The following is a 24961-nucleotide window of genomic DNA, read 5'->3' as shown; positions in this document are numbered from 1 at the left end:
GGAAAGCCCTCGTCACGCCCGCGCAACAGGCAGGCAACGTACCGCCGTCACGATCGCCGTATGACGGCGTACCCCATGCACCACCGCACCGCCCGGCCCGCTCTCGTCGTCGTGGCCCACGGCAGCCGCGACCCGCGCGCGCTGGGCACCGTACGGCAGCTCCTGGACGGGGTCCGCGCCCTGCGCCCCGGCCTGTCCGTCCACCTGGGCCACATCGAACTCAACGCACCACTGCTCCCCGACACCCTCGCCGAGCTGGACGCGCGCGGGACCCGGGCCGCCGTCCTCGTACCGCTGCTGCTCAGCCGGGGCTACCACGTCAAGCGGGACATTCCGGAGATGGCCGCCGGGGCACGGCTGCACACACGCGTGGCCGCCCCCCTCGGGCCGCACCCCCTGCTCGTGGACGCCCTGCACGCCCGCCTCACCGAGGCAGGCTGGCGCACCCCCGCGGACGCGGCGACCCGCCGGGCGAGCGGCGTCGTCCTCGCCGCCGCCGGATCCCGCGACCCGGACGCGAAGGCCGACACCGGCCGCACCGCGCGGCTGCTCGCCGAACGCCTCGGCGTCCCCGTCGTCCCCGCCTACGCCTCCGCGGCCGCCCCCACCGTCACCGACGCCCTCCACGCCTTGGCCGCCCGAGGCCGCACCCGGGTCGCCGTCGCCTCCTACTTCACGGCCCCCGGCCGCTTCGCCACGGAGTCCGCGGCACTGGCCCCCTGGATCGCCTCCACCCCCCTGGGCACCCACCCGGCCCTGCCCCGCCTCCTCCTCCACCGCTACGACCGCACAGCAAGCACCCCGTCCACCACACCCCTGCAACTGGCCTCCGCATAGAGGGGCGCGGGGAACTGCGCAAAAGGGGGTCTGGGGCGCAGCCCCAGGGACGGGACGGGAAGGGGCGGCGGGGGCGAAAACCCGAAAACCCCAAGCCCCGACGCACCCCACGACCCCACCCCACCCCAAGCCCCCTGTCACACCACACCCGTACTGTCATCACATGGAAGGCACCGCACCCCTCACCACACCCCCCACCGCATACGACCCGACGTCAGTCGCCCGCTGGGCCCCCGAACCCGACAAACGCCCCGGCCGCACCGCCTTCCAACGCGACCGCGCCCGCGTCCTGCACTCCGCCGCTCTCCGCCGCCTCGCCGGAAAGACCCAGGTCGTCACCCCCGGCGCACAGCACCAGGTGTGGGACGCCAGCCCCCGCACCCGCCTCACCCACTCCCTCGAATGCGCCCAGGTCGGCCGCGAGCTCGGCGCCGCCCTCGGCTGCGATCCCGACCTCGTCGAGGCGGCCTGCCTCTCCCACGACCTGGGACACCCGCCCTTCGGGCACAACGGCGAACAGGCGCTGAACGCGTTCGCGCAGGACTGCGGCGGCTTCGAGGGCAACGCCCAGTCGCTGCGCCTCCTCACCCGCATCGAACCCAAACGGTTCACCCCCGAGGGCTCCGTCGGTCTCAATCTGACCCGCGCCACGCTCGACGCCGCCACCAAGTACCCCTGGCCCCGCGGCGCCCACCCCACCGACCCGGCCTCCCCGAAGTTCGGGGTCTACGACGACGACCAGCCCGTCTTCGACTGGGTCCGCAAGGAGGCCCCCGGCACCCGCGTCTGCTTCGAGGCCCAGGTCATGGACTGGTCCGACGACGTGGCCTACTCGGTGCACGACGTGGAGGACGGCCTGCACGCCGGGCACATCGACCCCAACGTCCTGCACGCCGATCCGGAGCGGGACGCCGTCTTCGCCGTCGCCGTCGGGCGCTACGTCCCCGCGGACACCGACCCCGCCGAACTCGCGGAGGCTCTCGACCGCCTCCTCGCCCAGGAGTGGTGGCCGCACGGCTACGACGGCACCGCCGTCGCCCAGGCCCGTCTCAAGGACGCCACCAGCCAGCTCATCGGCCGCTTCTGCCTCGCCGCCGAGGGCGCCACCCGGCAGGCCTTCGGCACCGGCCGCCTCACCCGTTACGGGGCCGAGCTGGTCGTACCGCGCGGCGCCCGCATGGAGTGCGCGGTCCTCAAGGCGGTCGCCGACCGCTACGTCATGCAGCGCGCCGAACAGGAACTGCTCCGCGCCGACCAGCGCGTCGTCGTGCTCGAACTGGCCGAGGCGCTCACCGCCCGCGCCCCCGACGGCCTGGACCCGCAGTTCCGCACGCTGTTCGACCGGGCCGGCGACGACCGCGCCCGCAAGCGGGTGATCGTCGACCAGATCGCGTCCCTCACGGACGCCTCGGCCCGCTCACTGCACGCCCGGCTCACGGGGCGGCAGTCATGAGCGGGATGAGCGGGCCGGTCATGAGCGGGCCGGTCATGAGGCGGACCGGTCATGAGGCGGACGGGTCATGGGCATGCGGCGATAGCGGGACGACCATGACCCGCTTGGCCTGATCAACGCGCTCCCCCTTACGGCATCATTCCGCGTGCGGGACGCTCACAAGTGGCAACACCCTCAAGAGGAGGCATCACGTGGTCGACGCGGATCAGACTTTCGTCATCGTCGGAGGCGGACTGGCCGGCGCCAAGGCGGCCGAGACGCTGAGAACGGAGGGCTTCACCGGCCGGGTGATACTGATCTGTGACGAACGTGACCACCCGTACGAGCGTCCGCCCCTGTCCAAGGGCTACCTCCTCGGCAAGGAGGAACGCGACAGCGTCTTCGTGCACGAGCCGGCCTGGTACGCGCGCCACGACATCGAGCTGCACCTCGGCCAGACCGTCGACGCCATCGACCGTGCCGCGAGGACCGTCCGCTTCGGCGACGACGGCACGACCGTCCGCTACGACAAGCTGCTGCTCGCCACCGGCGCCGAGCCGCGCCGCCTGGACATCCCGGGCACGGGCCTCGCGGGCGTCCACCACCTGCGGCGCCTCGCCCACTCCGAGCGCCTCAAGGGTGTGCTCTCCTCCCTCGGCCGGGACAACGGCCATCTGGTGATCGCCGGGGCCGGCTGGATCGGCCTGGAGATCGCGGCGGCGGCGCGTCACTACGGCGCGGAGGTCACCGTCGTCCACCGGAGGCAGACCCCGCTGCACTCGGTCCTCGGCCCCGAACTCGGCCAGCTCTTCGCCGACCTGCACCGCGAGCACGGGGTGCGCTTCCACTTCGGTGCCACGCTCACCGAGATCACCGGGCAGGACGGCATGGTGCTCGCCGCCCGTACCGACGACGGCGAGGAGCACCCGGCGCACGCCGTCCTGGCGGCGATCGGCGCGGCCCCGCGGGTCTCCCTCGCGGAGGCGGCGGGCCTGGAACTCGCCGACCGCGCGGACGGCGGGGGTGTCCTCGTCGACGAGCGGCTGCGTTCGTCCGACCCGCACATCTACGCGGCCGGGGACGTCGCGTCCTTCCCGCACGGTCTCTTCGGCACGCGGCTGCGGGTGGAGCACTGGGCCAACGCGCTGAACGGCGGGCCGGCGGCAGCGCGCTCCATGCTGGGCCGGGAGGAGACCTACGACCGCGTTCCCTACTTCTTCAGCGACCAGTACGACCTGGGGATGGAGTACTCGGGATGGGCGCCGCCGGGATCGTACGACCAGGTGGTCATCCGGGGCGACGCGGGGAAGCGGGAGTTCATCGCCTTCTGGGTGAAGGAGGGGCGCGTCCTCGCGGGGATGAACGTGAACGTGTGGGACGTCACGGACCCCATCCAGCGGCTGATCCGGTCCCGGGCGCGGGTGGACACGGAGGCGCTGGCGGATCCGCGCGTGCCGCTGGAGAGCGTGGGCGCTTAGGGGCGTCCGCCGGGTCACGCCGGGACGGGGGTGCTGGACGGATCCCGCGGGGACGGGGGTGCTGGATGGATCCCGCGGGGACGGGGGTGCTGGACGGGTCCCGCCGGGACGGGGGTGCTGGACGGGTCCCGCCGGGACGTGGGGCGTCCGCCGGATCACGCCGGGACGGGGGGCGTGCTGGACGGATCCCGCCGGGCGCCCCGGCCTGATCCGATCCGGCGGACACCCCCTGGGCGTCCGCCGGCATGCGTCGCAGCGCGGGAGCGGGAGCGTCACCGGGCGCTCCCGCTCCGGCCGGGGATGTCAGAGCGCACCCGTAGAATCGACGCGTGGCTGGGCGGATCAATGACGAGGACGTGAAGGCGGTTCGGGACGCGGTTCCGATCGACGCCGTGGTGTCCGAGTATCTCCAGCTGCGCAACGCGGGCGGCGGGAACCTCAAGGGTCTCTGCCCCTTCCACGACGAGAAGTCGCCGTCCTTCCAGGTCAGCCCGAGCAAGGGGTTCTTCCACTGCTTCGGCTGCCAGGAGGGCGGCGACACCATCACGTTCGTGATGAAGATCGACCACCTCTCCTTCTCGGAGGCGGTCGAGCGTCTCGCCGGACAGGCGGGCATCACCCTGCGCTACGAGGAGGGCGGGTACAACCCCGCCCACCAGCGCGGTGAGCGCATCCGCCTGGTCGAGGCCCACAAGATCGCCGCCGAGTGGTACGCGGAACAGCTCGCGACCTCCCCCGAGGCGGACACCGGCCGGATCTTCCTCGCCGACCGGGGCTTCGACCAGGCCGCGGCCGTCCACTTCGGTGTCGGCTACAGCCCTCAGGGCTGGGACCACCTCACCCGCTTCCTGCGCGGCAAGGGCTTCAGCGACAAGGAGCTCGTCCTCTCCGGTCTGTCCCAGGAGGGCCGCCGCGGCCCCATCGACCGCTTCCGCGGCCGGCTGATGTGGCCCATCCGCGACATCGGCGGGGAGGTCGTCGGCTTCGGCGCCCGCAAGCTCTACGAGGCGGACAACGGCCCCAAGTACCTCAACACCCCCGAGACGGCGATCTACAAGAAGTCCCAGGTCCTCTACGGCATCGACCTGGCCAAGAAGGACATCGCGAAGGCGTCCCGCGCGGTCGTCGTCGAGGGCTACACCGATGTCATGGCCTGCCACCTCGCGGGCGTCACGACCGCCATCGCCACCTGCGGCACCGCCTTCGGCGGCGACCACATCAAGATCCTGCGCCGGCTCCTCATGGACAACGGCAGCGCGCGGGTGATCTTCACCTTCGACGGTGACGCGGCGGGCCAGAAGGCGGCCCTGCGGGCCTTCGAGGACGACCAGAAGTTCGCCGCCGAGACCTACATCGCCATCGCCCCCGACGGCATGGACCCGTGCGACCTGCGCCTGGCCAAGGGCGACGAGGCCGTGGCCGAGCTGGCCGAACCCCGCACCCCGCTCTTCGAGTTCGCCCTCCGTCAGATCGTCGGCCGGTACGACCTGGACACCCCGGCCGGCCGGGCCGGCGCCCTCGACGAGGCCGCCCCGATCGTGGCGCGCATCAAGAACAGCGGCGCCCAGCACGAGGTCGCCGTCCAGCTCGCCGGGATGCTCGGCATCCTCGACACCCAGTTCGTCGTCAAACGGGTCGCCCAGCTGGCCCGCTGGGCCCGCGACCGGGGCGGCAAGGGCCCCGCCCCCGACCGGCAGCAGCCCGGCGGCGCGGGACCGCGGCAGCAGCACGCGCCCGGCGGGACCGGCCCGCGCGGCCCCGCCCTCAACCTCCGCAACGCGGTCTTCGCCACGGAACGCGAACTGCTCAAACTCGCCCTCCAGCGCCCGGAACTGGTCTCCCCGGCCTTCGACGCGTACGGCGTCGACGAGTTCACCGCCGCGCCCTACGCCGCCGTACGCCAGGCGATCATGGACGCGGGCGGCGCGGAGCACGGCGTCCAGGATCCGCAGGAGTATCTGATCCGGGTGCGCGAGGCCGCCCCCGACGACGCGGTCCGCGCCATGGTCACCGAACTCGCCGTCGAGGCGATCATGCTGCACCGGGGCGTCAAGGAGGTCGACGAGACCTACGCGGGCGCCCAGTTGGTCACGGTCCGCCGCCGTGCGGTCGAGCGCCGCATCCGGGACATCACCGGCCGCCTCACCCGCCTCGGCGCCCACGGGGACCCGGCTGAACTGGCCTCCGTGCAGAACGAGTTGTGGGTGCTCCAGCAGTACGACCAGACGCTGCGCACGCACGGAGCGGCGGCGCTGTGAGGCCCGCCGGGGCGGCGCGGACCCGGCCGCAGTAACCGCCGGGTCACCGACCGGACGCAAAAAGTCACCGCACGCCCCTCGTGGGGACGATGTGCCGTACTCCACACTGGGTGGCGGTGCCTGAGTCCTCGGAGCGCGGCCGATCCGTCACCGACGGGTCCCGGACATCCGCGGTTCCGTTCATCGCGTACGGGACGGACAGCGGCGAGGCCGCCGACTCCGCCCCCGAAGCAGCGCTGCCCCACCCCCCGGCAGCGATCATCCTGGAGGTCGCCCCCGTGCAGACCCAGACCCAGACCCTCACCCAGCCCGACGCGGACGTGCTCGTCGCCGTGCCTCCGCGGGGCCGTGTCGCGCACCACCCCGGGACGCCGCCCGAACCCGGCGGAGCGTCCGGCGAGCGCGCCGAGCCCGCCGATCCGGTTGATCCCGTCGGGTCCGTCGGGTCCGTCGGGTCCGTCGGGTCCGTCGAGCCGGTCGAGTCCGCCGAGCCCGCCGATCCGGTCGAGCCCGCCGACCCTGTGGAGACGCCGGCGCCCGTGCGCACCGAGAGCGGGAGCCCGTCCTCGGACCTGTTCCGCCAGTATCTGCGGGAGATCGGCCGCATCCCGCTGCTCACCGCCGCCGAGGAGGTCGAGCTCGCCCGTCGCGTCGAGGCGGGACTCTTCGCCGAGGAGAAGCTGCGCCGCGCCCCCGACCTGGACAGCAGTCTTGCCCATGACCTGGACCGGCTCGTCGTCATGGGCCGGATGGCCAAGCGGCGGCTGATCGAGGCGAATCTGCGGCTCGTCGTCTCCGTCGCCAAGCGGTACGTGGGCCGGGGGCTGACCATGCTGGACCTGGTCCAGGAGGGCAACCTCGGGCTGATCCGGGCGGTCGAGAAGTTCGACTACGCGCGCGGCTACAAGTTCTCCACGTACGCCACCTGGTGGATCCGCCAGGCCATGTCCCGGGCGCTGGCCGATCAGGCCCGCACGATCCGGGTGCCCGTGCATGTGGTCGAGCTCATCAACCGCGTGGTGCGGGTGCAGCGCCGGATGCTCCAGGAGCGCGGGTACGAGCCGACGCCGGGAGAGGTCGCCGCGCACCTGGATCTGCCGCCCGAACGGGTGGGGGAGGTGTTACGGCTGGCGCAGGAGCCGGTGTCGTTGCACGCGCCGGTGGGGGAGGAGGACGATGTCGCGCTCGGTGACCTGATCGAGGACGGGGACGCGGCGAGCCCTGTCGAGTCGGCGGCGTTTCTGCTGCTCCGGGAGCATCTGGAGGCGGTGCTGTCCACGCTGGGCGAGCGGGAGCGGAAGGTCGTGCAGCTGCGCTACGGGCTGATCGACGGGCGGCCGCGGACGCTGGAGGAGATCGGGCGGATCTTCGGTGTGACGCGGGAGCGGATACGGCAGATCGAGTCCAAGACGCTGAACAAGCTGCGGGACCATGCCTTTGCCGATCAGCTGCGGGGGTATCTGGACTGAGTTTCCCCGCCCCCGCCGCCCCTTCCCGTCCCGACCCTGGGGCTCCGCCCCAGACCCCGCTCCTCAAACGCCGGAAGGGCTGACATCAGCCCCTCCACGTCAGTCGACCACCGCCACCGCCTCCGCGAACTGCGCCTTGTAGAGGCGGGCGTACGCGCCGTCCGCCGCCAGCAGCTCCCCGTGTGCGCCCTGTTCCACGATCGCCCCGTCCTCCATGACCAGGATCGTGTCCGCGTCCCGGATCGTCGACAGCCGGTGCGCGATCACGAACGACGTACGCCCGTGCGCCAGCCGCGCCATCGCCCGCTGGATCAGCACCTCCGTACGCGTGTCCACGGAACTCGTCGCCTCGTCCAGGACGAGGATCACCGGGTCCGACAGGAACGCCCGCGCGATGGTGATCAGCTGCTTCTCACCCGCGCTCACCCCGCTGCCCTCGTCGTCGATCACGGTGTCGTACCCGTCGGGCAGGGTGCGGACGAACCGGTCGGCGTGTGCCGCCCGTGCCGCCTCCTCGATCTCCTCCCGGGTGACCTCGCGGGACGCCCCGTACGCGATGTTCTCCGCGATGGTGCCGCCGAACAGCCAGGTGTCCTGGAGCACCATGCCTATTCCGGCGCGCAGTTCGTCCCGGGACATCCGGGCGATGTCCACCCCGTCGAGCGTGATCCGCCCGCCGGACACCTCGTAGAACCGCATCAGCAGATTGACGAGTGTCGTCTTGCCGGCGCCCGTCGGACCGACGATGGCCACCGTGTGGCCCGGTTCCACCGTCAGCGACAGGTCCTCGATCAGCGGCTTCTCGGGGTCGTACCGGAACGACACATGCTCCAGCGCCACCCGTCCGCGCAGCCGCTCCGGCTTCTCGGCCGGGGTGGGGTCGGCCTCCTGCTCCTCGGCGTCCAGCAGTTCGAAGACCCGCTCGGCCGAGGCGACACCGGACTGCACCAGGTTCGCCATCGACGCGAGCTGTGTCAGCGGCATCGAGAACTGCCGGGAGTACTGGATGAACGCCTGCACGTCACCGATGGACAGGGTGCCCGACGCGACCCGCAGGCCGCCGACGACCGCCACCAGCACATAGTTGATGTTCGACACGAAGAACATCAGCGGCTGCATCATGCCGCTGTTGAACTGCGCCCGGAACGCGGCCTCGTAGAGCGCGTCGTTCTCCTCGGCGAACCGCGTCGCCGACTCGTCCTGCCGTCCGAACACCTTCACCAGGGTGTGCCCGGTGTACATCTCCTCGATGTGCGCGTTGAGCGTGCCGGTGCTCCGCCACTGCTGCACGAAGTGCGGCTGCGACCGCTTGCCGACGCGCGTGGCGACGACGAACGACAGCGGCACCGTCACCAGTGCGACCAGCGCCAGGATCCACGAGACGTAGAACATCATCGCGAGCACACCGAGGACCGTGAGCAGCGAGTTGATCAGCTGGCCCATCGACTGCTGGAGCGTCTGCCCGATGTTGTCGATGTCGTTGGTGGCCCGGCTGAGCACCTCACCGCGCTGCCGCCGGTCGAAGTACGACAGCGGCAGCCGCGACAGCTTCGTCTGCACGTCCTCGCGCATCCGGAACATGGTGCGGTTGACGGCCCGGTTCACCAGCCGGGTCGCCACGGCCATCAGCAGACCGGCGAACAGGAACACCGCCAGGGCGAACAGCAGGACGTGACCCACCGCCGTGAAGTCGATGCCCTCGCCGGGGGTGAAGTCGGTGCTGCGGAGCATGTCGGCGACATCGCCCTCGCCCCGCTCCCGCATGGAGTCGAGCACCTGTTCCTTGGTGGCGCCCTCCGGCATGTCGCGTCCGACGATGCCGGCGAAGACCAGGTCGGTGGCCTCGCCGAGGATCTTCGGCCCGATCACGCTGAGCCCCACGCTCAGGACGACACAGGCCAGCAGCCCGTAGATCGTCAGGCGTTCCGGTCCGAACCGGGCGATCAGCCGTTTGCCCGACCCCTTGAAGTCGATCGAGCGCTGGTCGGGGCCGCCCCCGGCCATCATCCGTCCTCCGGGCCCGGCCATCAGGCGGCCTCCGCTTCCGTCAGCTGGGAGAGCACGATCTCCCGGTAGGTCTCGTTGTCCGCCATCAGCTCGTGGTGCCGGCCCGTGCCGACGACCCGGCCCTCGTCCAGGACCACGATCCGGTCGGCGTCCCTGATGGTCGCCACCCGCTGGGCGACGATCACCACGGTCGCCTCGGCCGTCTCCCGGGCGAGAGCCGCCCGCAGGGCCGCGTCGGTGGCGTAGTCCAGGGCGGAGAAGGAGTCGTCGAAGAGGTAGATCTCCGGCCGCTGCACCAGCGTGCGGGCGATCGCGAGGCGCTGGCGCTGACCGCCGGAGACGTTGGTCCCGCCCTGGGCGACGGGGGCGTCGAGGCCGCCTTCCAGCCGCTCCACGAAGTCCTTGCCCTGCGCCACCTCCAGTGCGTGCCACAGTTCCTCGTCGGTGGCGTCGGGATTGCCGTAGCGCAGATTGGTCGCCACCGTGCCGGCGAACAGGTACGGCTTCTGCGGCACCAGACCGACCGTCCTCGCCAGCAGCCGCGGTTCGACGTCCGCCACCGGCACTCCGTCGACGAGGACGTCGCCGCCGGTCGCGTCGAACAGCCGGGGGACCAGCCCGAGCAGCGTGGACTTGCCGCTGCCGGTCGAACCGATCACGGCGGTGACCTCGCCGGGCCGCGCCTCCAGCGAGACCTCCCTGAGCACCGGCTCCTCGGCGCCCGGATAGCGGAAGCCCGCGCCCCTGATCTCCAGATGCCCGTGCCGGCGCAGTTCGGTGACGGGCGCGACGGGCGGCACCACGCTGGAGGAGGTGTCCAGCACCTCGCGGATGCGCTCGGCGCACACCTCGGCGCGCGGCATCTGCATGAACATGAAGGTGGCCATCATCACGGACATGACGATCTGCATCAGATAGGCGAGGAACGCCGTCAGATCACCGATCTGCATCCCGCCGCTGTCGATCCGGTGCGCGCCGAACCACACCACCGCGATCGACGACAGGTTCACCACCGTCATGACCACCGGGAACATCAGCGCGAGCAGATGGCCCGCGCCCAGCGAGACGTCGGTCAGTTCGGTGTTGGACTTCCTGAACCGCCGCTGCTCGTACGCGTCCCGCACGAAGGCGCGGATCACCCGGTTGCCGGTGATCTGCTCGCGCAGCACCCGGTTCACCGTGTCGAGCCGCTGCTGCATGGTCCGGAACAGCGGACGCAGCCTCCGTACGATCAGCGTCACGCAGATCGCCAGCACCGGCACGACCCCGACCAGCACCCCGGACAGCGGGACGTCCAGTCCGAGCGCCATCACGATGCCGCCCACACACATGATCGGTGCCGTCACCATCAGGGTGAACGTCATCAGGGCCAGCATGTGCACCTGCTGGACGTCGTTCGTCGTACGGGTGATCAGCGAGGGCGCCCCGAAGTGACCCACCTCACGCGCGGAGAACGACTGCACGCGGTCGAAGACGGCGGCGCGCACGTCCCGCCCCAGGGCCGCCGCGGTCCGGGCGCCGACGTACACGGCCCCCACATTGCAGACGACCTGGACCAGCGAGATGCCGATCATCAGGGCGCCGTGCCCCAGGATGTAGCCGGTGTTCCCCTCGACGACACCGTTGTCGATGATGTCCGCGTTGAGTGTGGGCAGGTAGAGCGAGGCGCAGGTCTGCAGGAACTGCAGCAGCACCAGAAGGGCGAGGGGTCTCTTGTAGGGCCTGAGGTAGGTCCGCAGGAGTCGTATGAGCACGTGGGATCTCTCGGGTGGTCGGCGGGGGGCGGTTCGGTTGCCCGTGGCCCCTATCGTCGAACACTCCACCCGCGTTACCTCAAGCGAATTAATACGCGCCCTGCCGGGGGTGAAAGCGCGGACGGGAGTCCGGCGACAGCCCCTACGGCCGGAACGCCCCCGGGTGGGTCTGCTCGCGCACCGTCACGTACTGCTGGCGCACCGCCTGTCCCACCGCCAGCTCCTCGCCGGGGTCCAGCACCTGGGCCACGGCGCCCTGCCAGACGGGCGGGTTCCGCGGATCGAGGGTGCCCTGCGACACACCGAGCGCCCATGCCGCCTGCCGGGCGGCGCCGATCGCCGCGTAGTCCGCCGGCTGCGGCACCACCACCTGCGCCCCGAACAGCGAGGGCGCCGCCGACTGCACGGCGGGCAGCTCGGCGGCCGACCCCAGCAGGAAGACCCGCCGCACGTCCACGCCCCGGCCGCGCAGCACGTCCAGCGCGTCCGCGAGGCCGCACAGCATCCCCTCGAACGCGGCCCGCGCCAGATGCTCCGCCTTCATCGACTCGCGCCGCAGCCCCGCCAGCGTCCCGGCGGTGTGCGGCAGGTTCGGGGTGCGCTCGCCCTCCAGATAGGGGAGCAGCACCAGCCCGTGGGAGCCCGGCGTCGACTTCATCGCCAGCTCGGACAGGCTCTCCAGATCGGGTAGCCCCAGCAGCTCCGCGGTCCCGCGCAGGGCCCGTACGGCGTTGAGGGTGGTGACGACGGGCAAGTGCATACCGGTCGCGTCGGCCAGCGAGGTGATCATTCCGTACTGGTCGACGAGCGCCTCGGGATGCACGGCCATCACGGACCCGGACGCGCCGAGCGACACCACGGCGTCGCCGAGACCGATCCCCAGCCCGAAGGCCGCCGCCTGCGTCTCGCCCGTACCGGCGGAGATCAGCAGCCCTTCAGGCGTCGTACCGGCCGCGTCCGCCGGGCCGATCACCTCGGGCAGCATCGCCTGGCGGCCGAGCGCCATCTCCACCAGGTCGGGCCGGTAACCGCCGGTGGCCGCCGCCCAGTAGCCGGTGCCGGACGCGCCACCCCGGTCGGTGGTCCGCCGTACCGGCCGGCCGAGCAGCTGCCACACCAGCCAGTCGTGCGCCTGCAGCAGGATGGCGGTGCGCGCCGCGTTCTCCGGTTCGCTGCGGGCCATCCAGCGCAGCTTGGTCACCGGCTGCGCGGCCCCCGGCACGCTGCCGACGGCCTGCGCCCAGGCCTCGCGGCCGCCCAGCGCGTCGATCAGATCGGCCGCCGCGACCTGGGCGCGCTTGTCCCCGCCGGTCATCGCGGGCCGCACGGTGTTGCCCTGCGCGTCCAGCGGCACCAGCGCGTTGGCCTGCGCGGACACGCCGATGGCCTGCACACCCTCCAGCAGTCCGCCACCAGCGGCCTCGCCCAGGGACAGCAGCCAGGCCTGCGGGTCGATGTCGGACGGACGGCCGCCGCCGGGACCCTGCACCGGATGCGGGGCGTAGCCCTGCCTGACCACGGCTCCGGTGTCCGCGTCACAGACGACGATGCGAGTGAAATCGGGCGCACTGTCCAGCCCGGCGACTATCCCCATGCGCGCAATTTTGCCGCACGCACCCCTCGGGGTGCGGGTGCGGGCGCCGTTGGAGTGACGGCCGGGTACCGCTGCTAGGTGTTACTGGTGCCCCAGTCGTCCTCCGCCGGGCGGTGGTTCGTACGCTCGCGGAGGGCGGAGACCCGCTGGGCGACGGAGTCGGGCATGCGGTCGCCGACCTTGTGGCTCACCGCCTGGTAGGCCTTGTCGGCGAACTCGCGGCCCTGCCGGCCCGCGCTCTCCGCCGTGTTGCGGACCGCGGGATTCTGTGTGAACTGCTGCGCGGACCTCCTCATCTGCTCGTAACGCTCCCGCCCGGCTTTCGTGCCCAGCACGTAACCCAGGACGGCTCCGGCGACGAACGTGAGCCGGTAACGCATGGCGGCCACCTTCCGTTGTTCTGGTCTGCTCAGGTCTCCGGTGCGGCGACAGCGCCGAGGAGTACCGATTGGCGGAGCACCCCCCTGCTTGCGCTAATGTATGTGTCGCAGCGAGCGCGCGCCCCCTGGCGGATACCCAGGTGGATGCGTTCGATGCAACGAGGCATTCCTCCGTAGCTCAATTGGCAGAGCAGCCGGCTGTTAACCGGCAGGTTACTGGTTCGAGTCCAGTCGGGGGAGCTCGGTCCCCTGTAGCTCAATTGGCAGAGCAGCCGGCTGTTAACCGGCAGGTTACTGGTTCGAGTCCAGTCGGGGGAGCATGCTGAACAAGGACCCCTCAGGGGTCCTTTTTCATGTCCGGGGGAACCGCGCGGGCCTCGGCGAAGTCTCCATGGTCACGAGGCAGCCGTACGCAGCCGACCACCCGAAGCAGGAGATCGTATGAGCGGCTATGCTGCGGCAGACGGCGCGCACACATGTACGCGACACGCCGTGATGGGGCGGTAGCTCAGCCGGTTAGAGCAGCGGACTCATAATCCGTCGGCCGTGGGTTCGAGTCCCACCCGCCCCACTGCGCAGGCTTCTGACGCGTAAATAGCAGCAGGTCAGGGTGGGTGTGGGCAGGTCTGAGTGCCCGGTGGCCGTGGCGGTCGCCGGGTGTCCTGGCTCTGGCTGGTCAGGCCGTGCCTTGCATCGGGTTGAGGGTGACGGTGTAGCCGAGCTGGTTGAGCGCGTTGACCGCGCGGCGGGTGGCGCGTTCGGGGTCGCGCTGGGCGAAGTAGGTGCCGCCCAGTCGTTTGTAGCGGGCCTGCAGGTAGGTGTCCTTGGTTCTCACCGCGCCGAAAGCGGCGAGGCCGAGGGCGCCTTTGAGGTAGGGGTTGCCGGGGCGGACCTTGGCGCTCTTGGTGCGGCCGGCGGACTCGTGATGGCCGGGACAGACGCCGGACCAGGAGGCGAGGTGCTTGGCGGAGGCGAACCGGCTCATGTCGCCGCCGGTCTCCGCAATGATCACCTCGGCGACGGCCTGGTTGATTCCGGGGATGGTGTCCAGGAGGTCGAGGGCGGGACGAAAGGGGGCCATCGACTCTTCGATCCGCGTATCGAGCTGCCGGATCGCGTCGGTGAGCTGGTCGTAGTGGTCCAGGTGAAGCCGGGTGAGGAACGCGTGGTGTTCGCGGAAGCGTCCGGTCAGCGCCTCGGTGAGTTCGGGGATCTTGTTGCGGAGCTTGCGCTTGGCCAGCTGGGCGAGGTGTTGCGGGTCGCGTTCCCCGGCGATGAGGTCTTCGAGCATGGCCCGGCCGGAGACGCCCATGATGTCGGATGCGACTGCGGCCAGTTTGATGCCGGTGTCCTCCAGCAGCTTCTCCAGGCGCTGGACGATCTGGCCGCGTTCGCGGGTCATCTGGGTGCGGGAGCGGGTCAGGTCCCGCAGTTCGCGTACCGGTTGGTCGGGCACGAACGAGGCACGGACCAGGCCGTGGGCGCCTAGCTGGGCCAGCCAGGCCGCGTCCGAGACGTCCGTCTTGCGGCCGGGCAGGTTCTTGGCGTGCCGCGCGTTGACCAGGATCACGTTCAACTCGTCGGCCAGCAGGTAGTAGAAGGGCTTCCAGTAGTCCGATGTCGCCTCGATCACTACCAGGGTGACGTCGGCGGTGATCAGGTGTTCTCGTAGGGCGAGCACCGCGTTCGTCGTCGAGCCCCAGGTCGTGGTCTCGGTGGTGAACGACCCCCGCCGCTTCGTGCTTGGGGTGCGGACGCACGCTTTGGCGTCCTTCTTGCTGATGTCGACACCGGCGCAGCGTTCGTGCAGTACGTCCATGTCGCGCTCCCTCCCTCAACGGCCGAGCGGTACGCCGTTCCGGGAGGGCCAGGGTGAATCAGGGATTCTGACGCACGTGCTCACAGCAACACTCCACGGTTCCCGTGGACGGCCCTCGGCACCATGCTGACCTGCGAGCTCGCGGGCATCACAGAGACCTCGGTTTCGGCCGGAACGAACTCCTCCAGCGTCCCGGACCGGTATCAGCCCACGTCAGGGCAGACAGAAGCATCCTCGGCGCGCGCCACGGGATTTACCACGCCCCCGGCGCGCACCGAAGGTGCGCCGCGTTGCTGACCTGCGGAAACGTCTCCTCTGAGGTGTCGGAACGTCAACTCGGGCTCATCGGACTGAATCCGCTGCTCGCGAGTTCGACGGCGGGCGGCGGGTGGCGGTAGGCATTGCGCTGACCTGCGTGAATGCGCCGGAGCGTGGTGGGGGAGGAGCCCAAGAGCGGCCTCAGCGAGGAGCCGGAGGCGTCATTGAGGACGCTGTGAGGACGCAGGTACCGTGAAGTCTGCCTTCGAGGTCACCTCAAGGCAGCGTGCACGGTGCGGGCTCAGTGCTATGGCTGCCTGGCACCAATCCGAAGTGCCCGTCCTCGGCTACCCGGGACCGAGAGCAAGGGGTCACGAGCGAGGTTGACGAACGGTACGGGCCGCGGGTGAGTTCCCTGGTTGGCCAGTCATTCCCGTGGCTCGTGCGCTCGGGCTTCGGCTGAGTCGTCGTCAGGCCGTTGCCGCGGGCGACCCCGTTCCTCATCGGCGACTGTGCGGCTGTGGAGGCTCTACTGCCTGAGGTCGATCGTGCGGACCGGCTGTCCCGTGGTGCGGGCGATGGTGTCGAAGTCGCGGTCGTAGTGGAGCAGTGTGAGCCCCGCTTCCTCGGCGGCGGCAGCCACTAGGAGGTCGACGGGGCCCGCGCTGCGGTGCTCACCCTTGGCGGTCAGCTGTTCCTGGACGACGCGGGAGCGGCGGTAGACGCCGTCCGGCATGGGGCACCAGACGTAGTGGGCGTCGAGCGCCGCCTTCACACGCGTACGGTCTGCGGCCGAACGGGCTGAGTAGAGGACCTCGAGTTCGGTGAGGTCGCAGATCGCGACGAGGCCGGCGCCGATCCTGTCATCCCAGTCGGTCGTGTTCTGGCGGAGCAGGACGCGGGCGAGCGCGGAGGTGTCGATGAGGTAATCGGCGACGGTCACTCATGCGCTCCGGTGTCGGAGGCGGCGTCGGCTGTGCTCGTGGGGCGGTATTTGCTCTTGTCCAGGAGAAGGTCCATGTCCAGCGCGCCGTCGGTCACCAGCTCGCGGGCTTCGTCGAGCGCGCGCAGACGCCGGTAACGGGCCGTGACTTCCCGCAGGGCGGTGTTGATCGTCTCGCGCTTGGTGGTGGTGCCGAGTTCCTTGGCCGCTTCTTCCAAGGCATCGTCGTCGAGGTCGATCACGGTACGACTCATGGGTGCCCTCCTGTGTATATCAACTGGAGTATACCAAGATACAAGATCTTTTGTATATGGTCCGCGGTGGAAGGCAGCAGAGGTCCTGGCCTCAACGCGTCCTTGCCGGCCAGCAGCAAGGACATGCCGTACGCGGCCACGGTGAGGGCGGCGCCGAGCGCGGCCCGGTGCCACGCTCGGACCACACCACGACCGCCCCCAGGAATCGTCTCGCCTCGATCATGCCCCGACAGCCACGAGCCGCGCCCGAGGCCGCCCTTCCCGAAGGCGTGCCGCCATGAAACACCGACCACGTCCGCGGCGACGGTGCCCTGCAACCGCAGGAGGGCAGGTGCCGCTGTCAGACCCGGGTGGCAGCATCACCGAAGTGAACACCCTGAGGCGTCGTCAACTCACCTCCGCAGCAAACGAAGAGGAGCATTCCCCTTGCGACTGCATCGCGTAACGCCCGGCATTGCCGCGGGCATCCTCGCCCCGGCCCTCCTGCTCGCCACCCCGTCCTTCGCCGCCACGGCGGCACCGACCGCGGTGACGGCGCTCGCGGTGTCCTCGTCCGCGGACGAGCCGGACGCCGACGACCAGAGGGTGGCCATACTCCGGATCCTCGCCGACCCGGACAGCGGCCGGCGTGTGACACGAGAAGCCAACGCCCTCCTGGACGCCAACGACCCCGAGGCGATGCGCGCCTGGCTGGAGACCGGCTACCGGATCGCCCAGGCCGAGGACGACCGCGTCGCCATCGCCCGCGTCCTCGCCGACCCGTCCATCAGCCCGGCCCTGCGCGCGGCAGCCAACGCCGCCCTCGACGACGACACACCCGAAGCACTGCGCCACTTCCTGGAAGCCGGCAGGTACCAGGTGGCCTGACCGGCACGGCGCCGCACCACAGCGCGTCGCCCGGGTGGCCTCCCCTGCCTCACGCCCGGTCGCCGGAACGCCGAGAATCCGGGCCGGGCCGCCTGCACCTCTGTGTGCCGGCGGCCCCGCCCGGCAGGCCCTGTGGCGGCTCGGCGCCCTCCGCAGAGCTCTGTGTTCTCGCCGCCTGGTGCGGCATGGGCCACTGACACCTCCGACAGCAGAAAGCACATTCTTCGATGACCACACAACTCCTACGCACCGAGCGCAGCGGTCCGCAGACCGCTTCCGTCGTGACCGACCTGCCGTTCAAGCCTCAGCTCGTCAAAGCGGTGTTCAGGGACGTGACCTCGCTGCACGTCTCCCGGCCGGCCGTGTGGGCCGCCGCGTCGGTGACGCGGACCGTGCTGACGGAGATCATCGACGGCGCGAGAAGCGCGGCGGCCGAGGAAGCCAGGACGAGGCTGATTCCCAAGGACCTCATCTCGGCGATCGACCGGAACGTCGAGGTGGAGGTGGGATCGGCGTGGTATCTGCACAGCCCGACCTTCCACGGCCTGATGGGCGAGGTGCGCAACGCCGATGGTGCGCTCGTGTCTCTTCGTGAGCGCCGCGGGGCGCGTACACCGAGTGGTGTGGCTGGCGCCCACCGGTTCGAGGCGGGGGTGAGAAGGCTGCTGGGGAGCCGGGGGGTGAGGGCGGTCCCGGCGATGGTCCGTGACCTGGACGGAATCGCGAGCGTGTTCCTGACGGCCCTGGCCCGGGACGCGGCCAAGGCCGTCCGCGAGGGCGGGGTCAAGCGGTTCGGGACGGCCACTCTGGTGGTGCCGGGCGAGCCGGCCCCGGCCCCGCTGCTCAAGGACCCCCTCCTCGCCCTGTCCACCCGCCGCGGGGACGGGCGGACTGTCGGCGGGAACGACGTCCTGGCCGCCGTCACGATGCAACTGTTCGGCGTTCTCAGACAACGCGCCATCACCGAGGCAGCCGAGATGACACGGAACACCTCGGCCAACTGATCGGGCCCGCCCCTGCGCTCTGCCCACTGCGCACGATTCCCACGTGTGCGGCTCCCGGAATCCGCCGCCCGCATTGGGCTCCGGTCGGCTCGCGAGAACGGGCTCGTCGCATGGGCGCGGACCGCCGGCCGCAGGCACCCCACGGGGAAGACCTCCCGTAAATGGCCGTGTGAGGACGCGTTGAGGACACAAGGACAGGAACAGACCGACAAAGATCAGCTGATCCCAACGCTGAAGAGCGCGTCTCACCTGCAAGAACGCCTTGGATCGGCGTAGAGACGCAAGGACCGCCAAGATCCTCAAAGGACTCATAATCCGTCGGCCGTGGGTTCGAGTCCCACCCGCCCCACCTTAGTAGTGCCCTGACTTGCGCAAACGTTCCTCGTGGGCTGTTGGAGCGTCAACTTTCGCTCAACGGACTGAATCCGCTGCTCACGTCTTTGGGGTGCGGCGCTGGTTGGGGGGCCTCCGACCTCTCTGACCTGCGGCGGAGTAGGCGGTCAAGGTTGTCGCCGACTTCCGGGATGGCTGTCCTAAGGCTCGATATCAAGATCCAGGGGTCGAGCAGGGGCCAGGACGGCGCCGACGTGTCCACCTCGGCGGTGTTTCCGGGCTGGTTCGTTTGTCCCATTTGCGTGTGTGGGTATGGAGCTGCCGTCCACAGCGCGGCCAGTCGAGTACCGGGCCAGTAGCGGAGGCGGCGCGGATGCCGATACGTCCGGTGCGCAGGCCGAGGGACAAGGAAACAGCCCGAAGAGTTCTGCCTCAGCGACGACAGCGCCCGCCACATCCCCTGTCTCGGCCCTCCACTGTGCGAGATTGTGGCGAGTGGTCAGCGTGTCGGGGTGGTCCGGGCCGAGGCCGGGCCCAGTTCCAGCCCCAGCCGCGCCTCAACTCCTTCGCGGACAAGCTCTCCGCGCGGGCCCTCGCGACGGACTCCAGCACTGCCCGGCCAAACGTGGGGACGATTCTTGCCTTCGGGGTGTGTCGTCGAGCTCGGAGGTGACTGCGAGAACCGCAGCAGCCACTCCCATTATGACCTCAGTGGTGTATGCTGTCAGTGTAATAAAGTGCAGATGGGGGACGCGTGTATGGCCTGGAAGATTGTCGTGGTCGAGCCAGCTCTTTCGTGGCTTCACGGCCTGCGCCGTACTGACCGCGACACCCTGATTCAGGTCATCCAGGCTGTCACTGCCCTTCAGGAGGAAGGTCCCGCGCTGGGTCGGCCTCTGGTGGACACGATCAAGGGCTCTGTGCTGTCGAACCTCAAGGAACTCCGCCCCGGCTCGGCAGGGGCCACGGAAGTGCGGTTGCTGTTCGTGTTCGATCCGGACCGCCAGGCCGTGATCCTGGTGGGCGGTGACAAGGCGGGCAACTGGTCCGGCTGGTACCGCGTCGCGGTGCCCCAGGCGGAGCAGGCGTACGCGGAGCATCTGAAACGAATCGATGGAGAGGACGGGGCACGATGACTGATCACCTCAAGGACCCGCAGGCCGTCTCCTGGGGAGACCTGGCCGAGGAATTCGCCTTCACCGATGCCGAAAAGGATCAGATCCAGAAGGGGGCTCAGGCGATGGTCCTGGCCTCTCGTGTGCACCGCCTCGCCGAGTTGCGGAAGCGGCAGCACACCACGCAGGTCCAGGTTGCCGAAGCCATGGGTGTCACCCAGGCCCGCGTCTCACGCATCGAGAAGGGTCAACTGGAGCGCAGCGAGGTCGACACCCTCGCTGCCTATGTCAAGGCGCTCGGCGGCAAGCTGAAGATCGTCGCTGACTTCGGTGATGAGACCTACGTCCTCGGCTGACGCGATCGACAGGCTGAGACCCAGGCCATGCGCAGTCCGATGGGCAGGATCGCCTCTTGATGTCAGGGGTGATGCTCCACCCCGGTACCTGGGATGGAGCAGCATCGCGTCGGTAAGGGACTCCGCTGTGCGAAGGTTCCATGCCCCTCGGCTGAGCTGGGCGGACGCGGCTGTTGCTGTGGTAAGCGTCGGCCTCGAAGACCGTCAGGGGCCATTGAGGGGCCACAAGGACAGAAACACATCGATAAGCACCACACAGGACTGACACTGATCAGCGCGTCTGACCTGGGGAAACGTCAAAGATGAGCGTTGATCGGCAAGGGTCGCCAAGATCCCCAAGGGACTCATAATCCGTCGGCCGTGGGTTCGAGTCCCACCCGCCCCACCAGGCAGACCGCGGGCCCGCGCAGGGCTCAACGGGCCTTTCGCCCGCCGCAGCGGGCCAGCGCCTCCGCGACCTCGTGTGTACGCGGGTGATCGCTGCCCTGGACGCGGATCATGTCGGCCGGCAGCGAGGTGAGCAGGGTGGCCGCCGCGTCGTTTTCGCCCGGCAGTTCCAGGAGTTCGGCGCGTTGCTGGCGGGTCCGCAGCGCACGGGGGTGATCGGCGCCGAGCACGCTCTCGATGCGGGGCTGGAGTGTGGCCAACTCCGCGAGCGCCATGGCCGGTTCGCCGGCCTGGCCGCGCCAGAAGTTCAGATTGACGCGGTGGGTGAGGGTGGTCGGGTGGTCGACGCCGAGCGCGCGCTCGGCGTCCCCGGCCGCGGCGGTGAACTCCTCGACCGCGCGTTCGCGGCCGGTCGCGGTCGGCACGTGGGTGCGGCGGGCCCGTACGGGAACAGCCCCGGAGTCGCCGCTGCCCGCGCGGAGGCCGGGAAACCCTCGCTCCGGTCGGGACCGCGGCTCGTCGTCGAGGCCGTCAGCCGGACCCAGGCGTATCCGCATCCGAAGGGGATCTCAGCCCCGCTCCGCGTTGTCGTCGGACGGGTCGGTGGCGTCCGCCGGGTCGCGTTCGCCCTCGGCCTGGGAGGGGGTGGTGTGCGGGATGTCGGGGACGGTCCACTCGGCGTCGTCCCGGTCGCCCTCGGCCTGGGAAGGAGTGTGGTCGCTCATCGTGCCGCCTCCTGATCGCGCCGGTCGTGCCCGGCGGGTACCCGGCGCGGGCGGACTCACCCTGCCGGGCGGCGGGCCGGTATACGGGCCTACGCGCCGAGTCCGGGGCGGCGGGCCAGTGCCCGGGACAGCGCGGTGCGGACCTCCTCGGGCGGGGGAGTGCCCTCCGCCTCCGCGCAAGCGGTGAGAGCCTCCGCGACGTCGCGGAGTTTGGTGTTGGACAGCTGGGACGCCTCGCGCAGGATGTGCCAGGCCTCGTCCGAGGTGCAGCCGTACGTCGCCATCAGGATGCCGCGGGCCTGGTCGATCACCGGGCGGGAGGCGATCGCCTGCCGGAGCTGCTCGACCTCCTCCTGGAGCAGCCGCAGCCGCTCCTCGCGCTCCCGCGCCACCGCCGAGGCGACCGGCGACGGTATGCCCTCCGGGGCGGGGGAACGCAACGGGTCCGTGGTGTCCAGGCCGGCCAGCTCCAGGATGCGGCGCGGCTGCCCGTTCCAGCCGGTGGCCGTCACCGGCACCGACCGCCGCCTGCCGTGGTCGCGCAGGACCTCGAGGAAGTCCAGCGCCGCCGTGTCCATGAAGTACACGCCGCTCATGTCCAGATCGATCCGGGCGGTGCCGGAGGGCAGCTGGTCCAGTTTCTCGGAGAGGGCCTGGGCGCTGCCCCGGACCAGTTCGCCGCTCGGGGCGAGCAGCGCCCGGTCCGCGTCCATACGACCGCCGATGACCAAGGTGTCCGTCCTTCCCGGGAGAGGGGTGATGCCGCGGAGGCCGTGTCACCGCCTGGTCGGTGCGCGGGGCATCGCCGGGGCTTCGGGGTGGGTCCGGCCGGCACCGGAGCGGTAGGCTGCGCACGGTCCCGGCCGCGCTGCCGGTGCGCCTGCCCACCTTGCGGCGTACTACACACCGCGGCGGGGAATGGCCGGGAACCGGTGCGGGTAGGCGCGCTCCCGGGAGCGTGGGGAGACGGGTCGTGGGCAGTAGTCATCGGACGTCGTACGGAACCGGAGGCCCGGGGCCGTCCCTGACGGTGCGCCCGCTGGAGGGATGCCGGGGGATCCGCGCGGCCGGGGAGATCGGTCTGGCCACGCACCCGATCTGGGAAGGCGTACTGGAGCAGGCCGTGCGCGAAGGTGAGGACGTGTACTACCTGGAACTGTCCGAGGTGACGTTCGTCGACGTCGCGGGAGCCGGCGCGCTCGCGGCCGCCGCCGGGCGGCTCGGCGACGGACGCCGGCTCGTGGTGCGCCGGCCGCCGCCCGCTCTGCGCAGGGTCCTGGAGACGTTCTGGCCCGGCCTGCGGGCGGTCGAGGTGTCGATGTCATGAGGAGTACCGCGGCCGGCGCGCCCCTGGAACCCCCCTTCGATCCCTTCGATCCCTTCGATCCCTTCGTCCACCCCGCTCTGTTCTACGGGGACGACCAGGAGTACCTGGACGGCGTCGTCCCTTTCGTCCGCGAGGGCCTTGCGGCCGGCGAACCCGTGGCGGTCGCCGTGCCCGGTGACCGGCTGCGGCTGGTCCGGGACGCGCTCGGCGCCGACGCGGAGCGGCTCCGGCTCCTGGACATGCGGGAGGCCGGACGCAACCCCGGCCGGATCATCCCCGGCGTGCTGCGCGCCTTCGCCGACGCCTGCCCGGACGGGCGCCGGGTGCGGATCGTCGGCGAGCCGATCTGGGCGGGCCGCTCCGTGAGCGAGTACCCGGCCTGCGTCCAGCACGAGGCACTGATCAACAGGGCGTTCCAGGGCCGTACGGCGACCGTTCTGTGCCCCTACGACGCCGCGCGGCTGCCCGCGCACGTCATCGAGGACGCCCACGCCACCCACCCCAGCGTCATCACCGGCGGCTCCCGCTCGCGGCGGCCCAGCGAGCACTACGCCCCCGACGCGGTCCTCGCCCGCTGCAACGAGCCGCTGCCGCTGGTGGCGGACGCCATGACCTTCCCGTTCGTGGACGACTCGCTGCCCGGTGCCCGGTACGCCGCCACCGACGAGGGACGGCGGCTCGGCCTCACCGGTGTCGCCCTGGAGGACCTGGCGCTCGCCACGGCCGAGCTGACCACCAACAGCGTGCTGCACGGCGGGGGGTCGGGGGTGCTGCGGGTCTGGGGCGAGGAGGGCCGGGTGCTGTGCGAGGTCCGGGACCGCGGGCGGTTCACCGACCCGCTCGCCGGACGTCGGCCCGCCTCCCGTGACCAGCGCGGCGGGCGGGGGCTGCTGATGGTCAACCTGCTCGCCGACCTGGTACGGGTGCACACCGGCGACGAGGGCACCACGATCCGCTGCTGGTTCTCCCGCTGACGGCGCCCCGCACGGCTCAGGCGCCCCGTGCGGCTCAGGCGCCCCGTGCGGCTCAGGCGCCCCGTGCGGCTCAGGCCCTCAGCGGATCCAGCACCATCGGCGCGATCCTGCCCTCCAGCATCGCGCCCAGCCCCTCCACGGCACACAGTTCCGGGCGCTCGGCGATGTGCACCGGCATGCCCGTGGCCTGACGCAGCAACTGGTCCAGGCCCGGCAGCAGGGCGCTCCCGCCGACCATCATGATGCCGCGGTCGACGAGGTCGGCGACGAGATCGGGCGGGCACTCGCGCAGCACCCTGCCGATGCCGTCGAGGATGGCGGTGAGGGGGGTCTGGATGGCCTGCCGCACGGCGGCCGTGTCGACCGTCACAGTCCGGGCCAGGCCGGTGGCGACGTCCCGGCCGTGGATCTCCGTCGACTCCGGGCCCTGCGCGGTGAGCCCGTTGCCGGACAGTGCGAGCTGCAGGGGCCGTACGGACTGGCTCGGCAGCATCAGCTCGTGATGATGACGCAGGTGCTGCACGATCGCGTTGTCCACCGCCTCACCGCCGACGGGAATGCGCTGCGCCTTCACGATCGCCCCCAGCGACAGCACCGCCACCTGGGTCGCGGCCGCACCGCACACCATGATCATGGTCGCCTCGGGCTGTTCCACCGGCAGACCGCAGCCGACGGCGGCGACGATCAGCGTGTCCACCAGCTCCACCCGGCGGGCACCGAGACCGACCAGCGTCTCGATCGCGGCGCGCTGGGCGAGCGGGTCGGCGTCGTGCGGGGTGCAGGCCGCGGCCCGCAGCCGGGGCTTGCGGCGCAGCGCGCGGCGGGTCCGGTCGCCGATCAGCTGCCGCAGCATGCGCTGCGCCATCTCGATGTCGACGACCGTGCCACCGGTCACGGGCCGCACGACCCGGATGAAGCCCGGAGTGCGGCCGGTCATCTTCTCCGCGAACTCGCCGACCGCGATCAGTGCGCCCGTACGGGTGTTCACGGCGGCGACGGACGGCTGGTCGACGACGATCCCGGCACCCTTGACGTACACCCTGGTGCGGGCCGCCCCCAGATCGACGGCGAAGTGGCAGCGGCGCAGCTGCTCCAGACTTGCGGTCACGGCAGACCCTCCCGAGTGCGGCCCGACGGCCCGCCGGGCGGCGGACCTCTCTGGCATCGTGCGTGCCGGGCGGGGGCGCCCGCCTTTCCTGGGGGGCCGGGTGGGGGGCCGCCGAACGGGGCCCACCCGCCCACGGGTGGCCCTCCGGCCGTCCGCGTCCGCCGCGGGGGGGGGGGGGGGGGGGGGGGGGGGGGCCGCGCCCCCCCCCCCCCCCCCCCCCCCCCCGGGGGGTGAGGGCCCCGGTGTCGATCAGGCGGCGGGCACGGACGGCGAGTTGGCGGC

At 71.1% G+C, this 24961-nt stretch carries 22 protein-coding genes and 3 tRNA genes; 14 read left to right on the top strand and 11 right to left on the bottom strand.

Annotation, left to right across the window (positions count from 1 at the left end; genetic code table 11):
* Positions 1 to 60: 60 nt before the first annotated feature.
* The 5 genes from ACIF9R_RS26220 to ACIF9R_RS26200 all read left to right on the top strand — a co-directional run bounded on the left by ACIF9R_RS26220 (position 61) and on the right by ACIF9R_RS26200 (position 7474).
* Entirely contained in the window at positions 61 to 837 is a 777-nt protein-coding gene (locus ACIF9R_RS26220) for a sirohydrochlorin chelatase (protein ID WP_399984715.1), read from the top strand.
* A gap of 163 nt (positions 838 to 1000) precedes the next feature.
* On the top strand, positions 1001 to 2290 hold the full coding sequence (locus ACIF9R_RS26215) for a deoxyguanosinetriphosphate triphosphohydrolase (RefSeq protein ID WP_399984713.1): 1290 nt from the start codon (positions 1001 to 1003) through the stop codon (positions 2288 to 2290).
* A gap of 191 nt (positions 2291 to 2481) precedes the next feature.
* A complete protein-coding gene (locus ACIF9R_RS26210; protein WP_399984710.1) occupies positions 2482 to 3747 on the top strand; it encodes an NAD(P)/FAD-dependent oxidoreductase in 1266 nt (421 codons plus the stop codon).
* 329 nt (positions 3748 to 4076) lie between these two features.
* A complete protein-coding gene (gene dnaG, locus ACIF9R_RS26205; RefSeq protein WP_399984708.1) occupies positions 4077 to 6005 on the top strand; it encodes a DNA primase in 1929 nt (642 codons plus the stop codon).
* Positions 6006 to 6121: 116 nt separating this feature from the next.
* Positions 6122 to 7474 (top strand): sigma-70 family RNA polymerase sigma factor, encoded by a 1353-nt coding sequence (locus ACIF9R_RS26200; protein WP_399984705.1) that lies wholly within the window; start codon positions 6122 to 6124, stop codon positions 7472 to 7474.
* Between the two features lie 99 nt (positions 7475 to 7573).
* Here ACIF9R_RS26200 and ACIF9R_RS26195 read toward each other — a convergent pair whose 3' ends face one another.
* The 4 genes from ACIF9R_RS26195 to ACIF9R_RS26180 all read right to left on the bottom strand — a co-directional run bounded on the left by ACIF9R_RS26195 (position 7574) and on the right by ACIF9R_RS26180 (position 13209).
* Complete coding sequence (locus ACIF9R_RS26195; RefSeq protein ID WP_399984702.1) at positions 7574 to 9502, bottom strand: ABC transporter ATP-binding protein; 1929 nt, start codon at positions 9500 to 9502, stop codon at positions 7574 to 7576.
* Positions 9502 to 11235, bottom strand: coding sequence for an ABC transporter ATP-binding protein (locus tag ACIF9R_RS26190; RefSeq protein WP_399984700.1), 1734 nt, complete (start codon positions 11233 to 11235; stop codon positions 9502 to 9504). The genes ACIF9R_RS26195 and ACIF9R_RS26190 overlap by 1 nt, the downstream gene beginning before the upstream one ends.
* 142 nt (positions 11236 to 11377) lie before the next feature.
* Positions 11378 to 12829, bottom strand: coding sequence for an FGGY family carbohydrate kinase (locus tag ACIF9R_RS26185; RefSeq protein ID WP_399984697.1), 1452 nt, complete (start codon positions 12827 to 12829; stop codon positions 11378 to 11380).
* A 74-nt stretch (positions 12830 to 12903) separates the two neighbouring features.
* Complete coding sequence (locus tag ACIF9R_RS26180) at positions 12904 to 13209, bottom strand: YtxH domain-containing protein (protein WP_399984695.1); 306 nt, start codon at positions 13207 to 13209, stop codon at positions 12904 to 12906.
* A gap of 167 nt (positions 13210 to 13376) precedes the next feature.
* Between ACIF9R_RS26180 and ACIF9R_RS26175 the strand changes: the two genes are divergently transcribed.
* From ACIF9R_RS26175 to ACIF9R_RS26165, 3 genes are all read left to right on the top strand, one after another.
* Positions 13377 to 13449: transfer RNA gene (locus tag ACIF9R_RS26175), tRNA-Asn, on the top strand.
* 5 nt (positions 13450 to 13454) lie between these two features.
* Positions 13455 to 13527: transfer RNA gene (locus ACIF9R_RS26170), tRNA-Asn, on the top strand.
* A gap of 179 nt (positions 13528 to 13706) precedes the next feature.
* Positions 13707 to 13780 (top strand) — tRNA-Ile (locus ACIF9R_RS26165).
* A 105-nt stretch (positions 13781 to 13885) separates the two neighbouring features.
* On the opposite strand, the gene ACIF9R_RS26160 is transcribed toward ACIF9R_RS26165, so the two are convergent.
* The 3 genes from ACIF9R_RS26160 to ACIF9R_RS26150 all read right to left on the bottom strand — a co-directional run bounded on the left by ACIF9R_RS26160 (position 13886) and on the right by ACIF9R_RS26150 (position 16483).
* Positions 13886 to 15028 carry an IS110 family transposase gene (locus ACIF9R_RS26160; RefSeq protein ID WP_399984692.1) on the bottom strand — a complete coding sequence of 381 codons (1143 nt, stop codon included), beginning with the start codon at positions 15026 to 15028 and terminating at the stop codon, positions 13886 to 13888.
* A gap of 787 nt (positions 15029 to 15815) precedes the next feature.
* Complete coding sequence (locus ACIF9R_RS26155; protein ID WP_399984690.1) at positions 15816 to 16229, bottom strand: PIN domain nuclease; 414 nt, start codon at positions 16227 to 16229, stop codon at positions 15816 to 15818.
* Positions 16226 to 16483: a type II toxin-antitoxin system VapB family antitoxin gene (locus ACIF9R_RS26150; protein ID WP_399984687.1), complete on the bottom strand. Its 258-nt coding sequence runs from the start codon at positions 16481 to 16483 to the stop codon at positions 16226 to 16228. The genes ACIF9R_RS26155 and ACIF9R_RS26150 overlap by 4 nt, the downstream gene beginning before the upstream one ends.
* A gap of 426 nt (positions 16484 to 16909) precedes the next feature.
* Between ACIF9R_RS26150 and ACIF9R_RS26145 the strand changes: the two genes are divergently transcribed.
* The 4 genes from ACIF9R_RS26145 (at position 16910) to ACIF9R_RS26130 (ending at position 20158) form a co-directional block, all read left to right on the top strand.
* Entirely contained in the window at positions 16910 to 17350 is a 441-nt protein-coding gene (locus ACIF9R_RS26145; protein ID WP_399984684.1) for an ALF repeat-containing protein, read from the top strand.
* A 227-nt stretch (positions 17351 to 17577) separates the two neighbouring features.
* A complete protein-coding gene (locus tag ACIF9R_RS26140; RefSeq protein ID WP_399984681.1) occupies positions 17578 to 18354 on the top strand; it encodes a hypothetical protein in 777 nt (258 codons plus the stop codon).
* Between the two features lie 1091 nt (positions 18355 to 19445).
* A complete protein-coding gene (locus ACIF9R_RS26135) occupies positions 19446 to 19823 on the top strand; it encodes a type II toxin-antitoxin system RelE/ParE family toxin (RefSeq protein ID WP_399984678.1) in 378 nt (125 codons plus the stop codon).
* Positions 19820 to 20158: a helix-turn-helix domain-containing protein gene (locus ACIF9R_RS26130; RefSeq protein ID WP_399984676.1), complete on the top strand. Its 339-nt coding sequence runs from the start codon at positions 19820 to 19822 to the stop codon at positions 20156 to 20158. Before ACIF9R_RS26135 ends, ACIF9R_RS26130 begins: the two co-directional genes overlap by 4 nt.
* A gap of 413 nt (positions 20159 to 20571) precedes the next feature.
* Here the strand turns inward: ACIF9R_RS26130 and ACIF9R_RS26125 are convergent, their stop codons facing one another.
* The 3 genes from ACIF9R_RS26125 to ACIF9R_RS26115 form a co-directional block, all read right to left on the bottom strand.
* Complete coding sequence (locus tag ACIF9R_RS26125) at positions 20572 to 21102, bottom strand: hypothetical protein (RefSeq protein ID WP_399984673.1); 531 nt, start codon at positions 21100 to 21102, stop codon at positions 20572 to 20574.
* 12 nt (positions 21103 to 21114) lie between these two features.
* The gene (locus ACIF9R_RS26120; protein WP_399984670.1) at positions 21115 to 21270 is read right to left on the bottom strand and encodes a hypothetical protein; all 156 of its coding nucleotides are present in this window, start codon (positions 21268 to 21270) and stop codon (positions 21115 to 21117) included.
* Between the two features lie 89 nt (positions 21271 to 21359).
* Positions 21360 to 21983, bottom strand: coding sequence for an ANTAR domain-containing protein (locus ACIF9R_RS26115; protein ID WP_399984873.1), 624 nt, complete (start codon positions 21981 to 21983; stop codon positions 21360 to 21362).
* 260 nt (positions 21984 to 22243) lie between these two features.
* Between ACIF9R_RS26115 and ACIF9R_RS26110 the strand changes: the two genes are divergently transcribed.
* Both ACIF9R_RS26110 and ACIF9R_RS26105 read left to right on the top strand, forming a co-directional pair.
* Entirely contained in the window at positions 22244 to 22597 is a 354-nt protein-coding gene (locus ACIF9R_RS26110; protein ID WP_399984667.1) for an STAS domain-containing protein, read from the top strand.
* Positions 22594 to 23571 carry an anti-sigma factor RsbA family regulatory protein gene (locus ACIF9R_RS26105; RefSeq protein WP_399984664.1) on the top strand — a complete coding sequence of 326 codons (978 nt, stop codon included), beginning with the start codon at positions 22594 to 22596 and terminating at the stop codon, positions 23569 to 23571. Before ACIF9R_RS26110 ends, ACIF9R_RS26105 begins: the two co-directional genes overlap by 4 nt.
* A gap of 70 nt (positions 23572 to 23641) precedes the next feature.
* Here the strand turns inward: ACIF9R_RS26105 and ACIF9R_RS26100 are convergent, their stop codons facing one another.
* A complete protein-coding gene (locus ACIF9R_RS26100; protein ID WP_399984661.1) occupies positions 23642 to 24679 on the bottom strand; it encodes a rod shape-determining protein in 1038 nt (345 codons plus the stop codon).
* Positions 24680 to 24961: the final 282 nt, after the last annotated feature.

Source organism: Streptomyces sp. NPDC086080 (genome assembly GCF_044540255.1).
GTDB lineage: Bacteria > Actinomycetota > Actinomycetes > Streptomycetales > Streptomycetaceae > Streptomyces.
The sequence above is the reverse complement of the archived record's forward strand: the minus strand, read 5'-3'. Positions and strand labels throughout refer to the sequence as shown.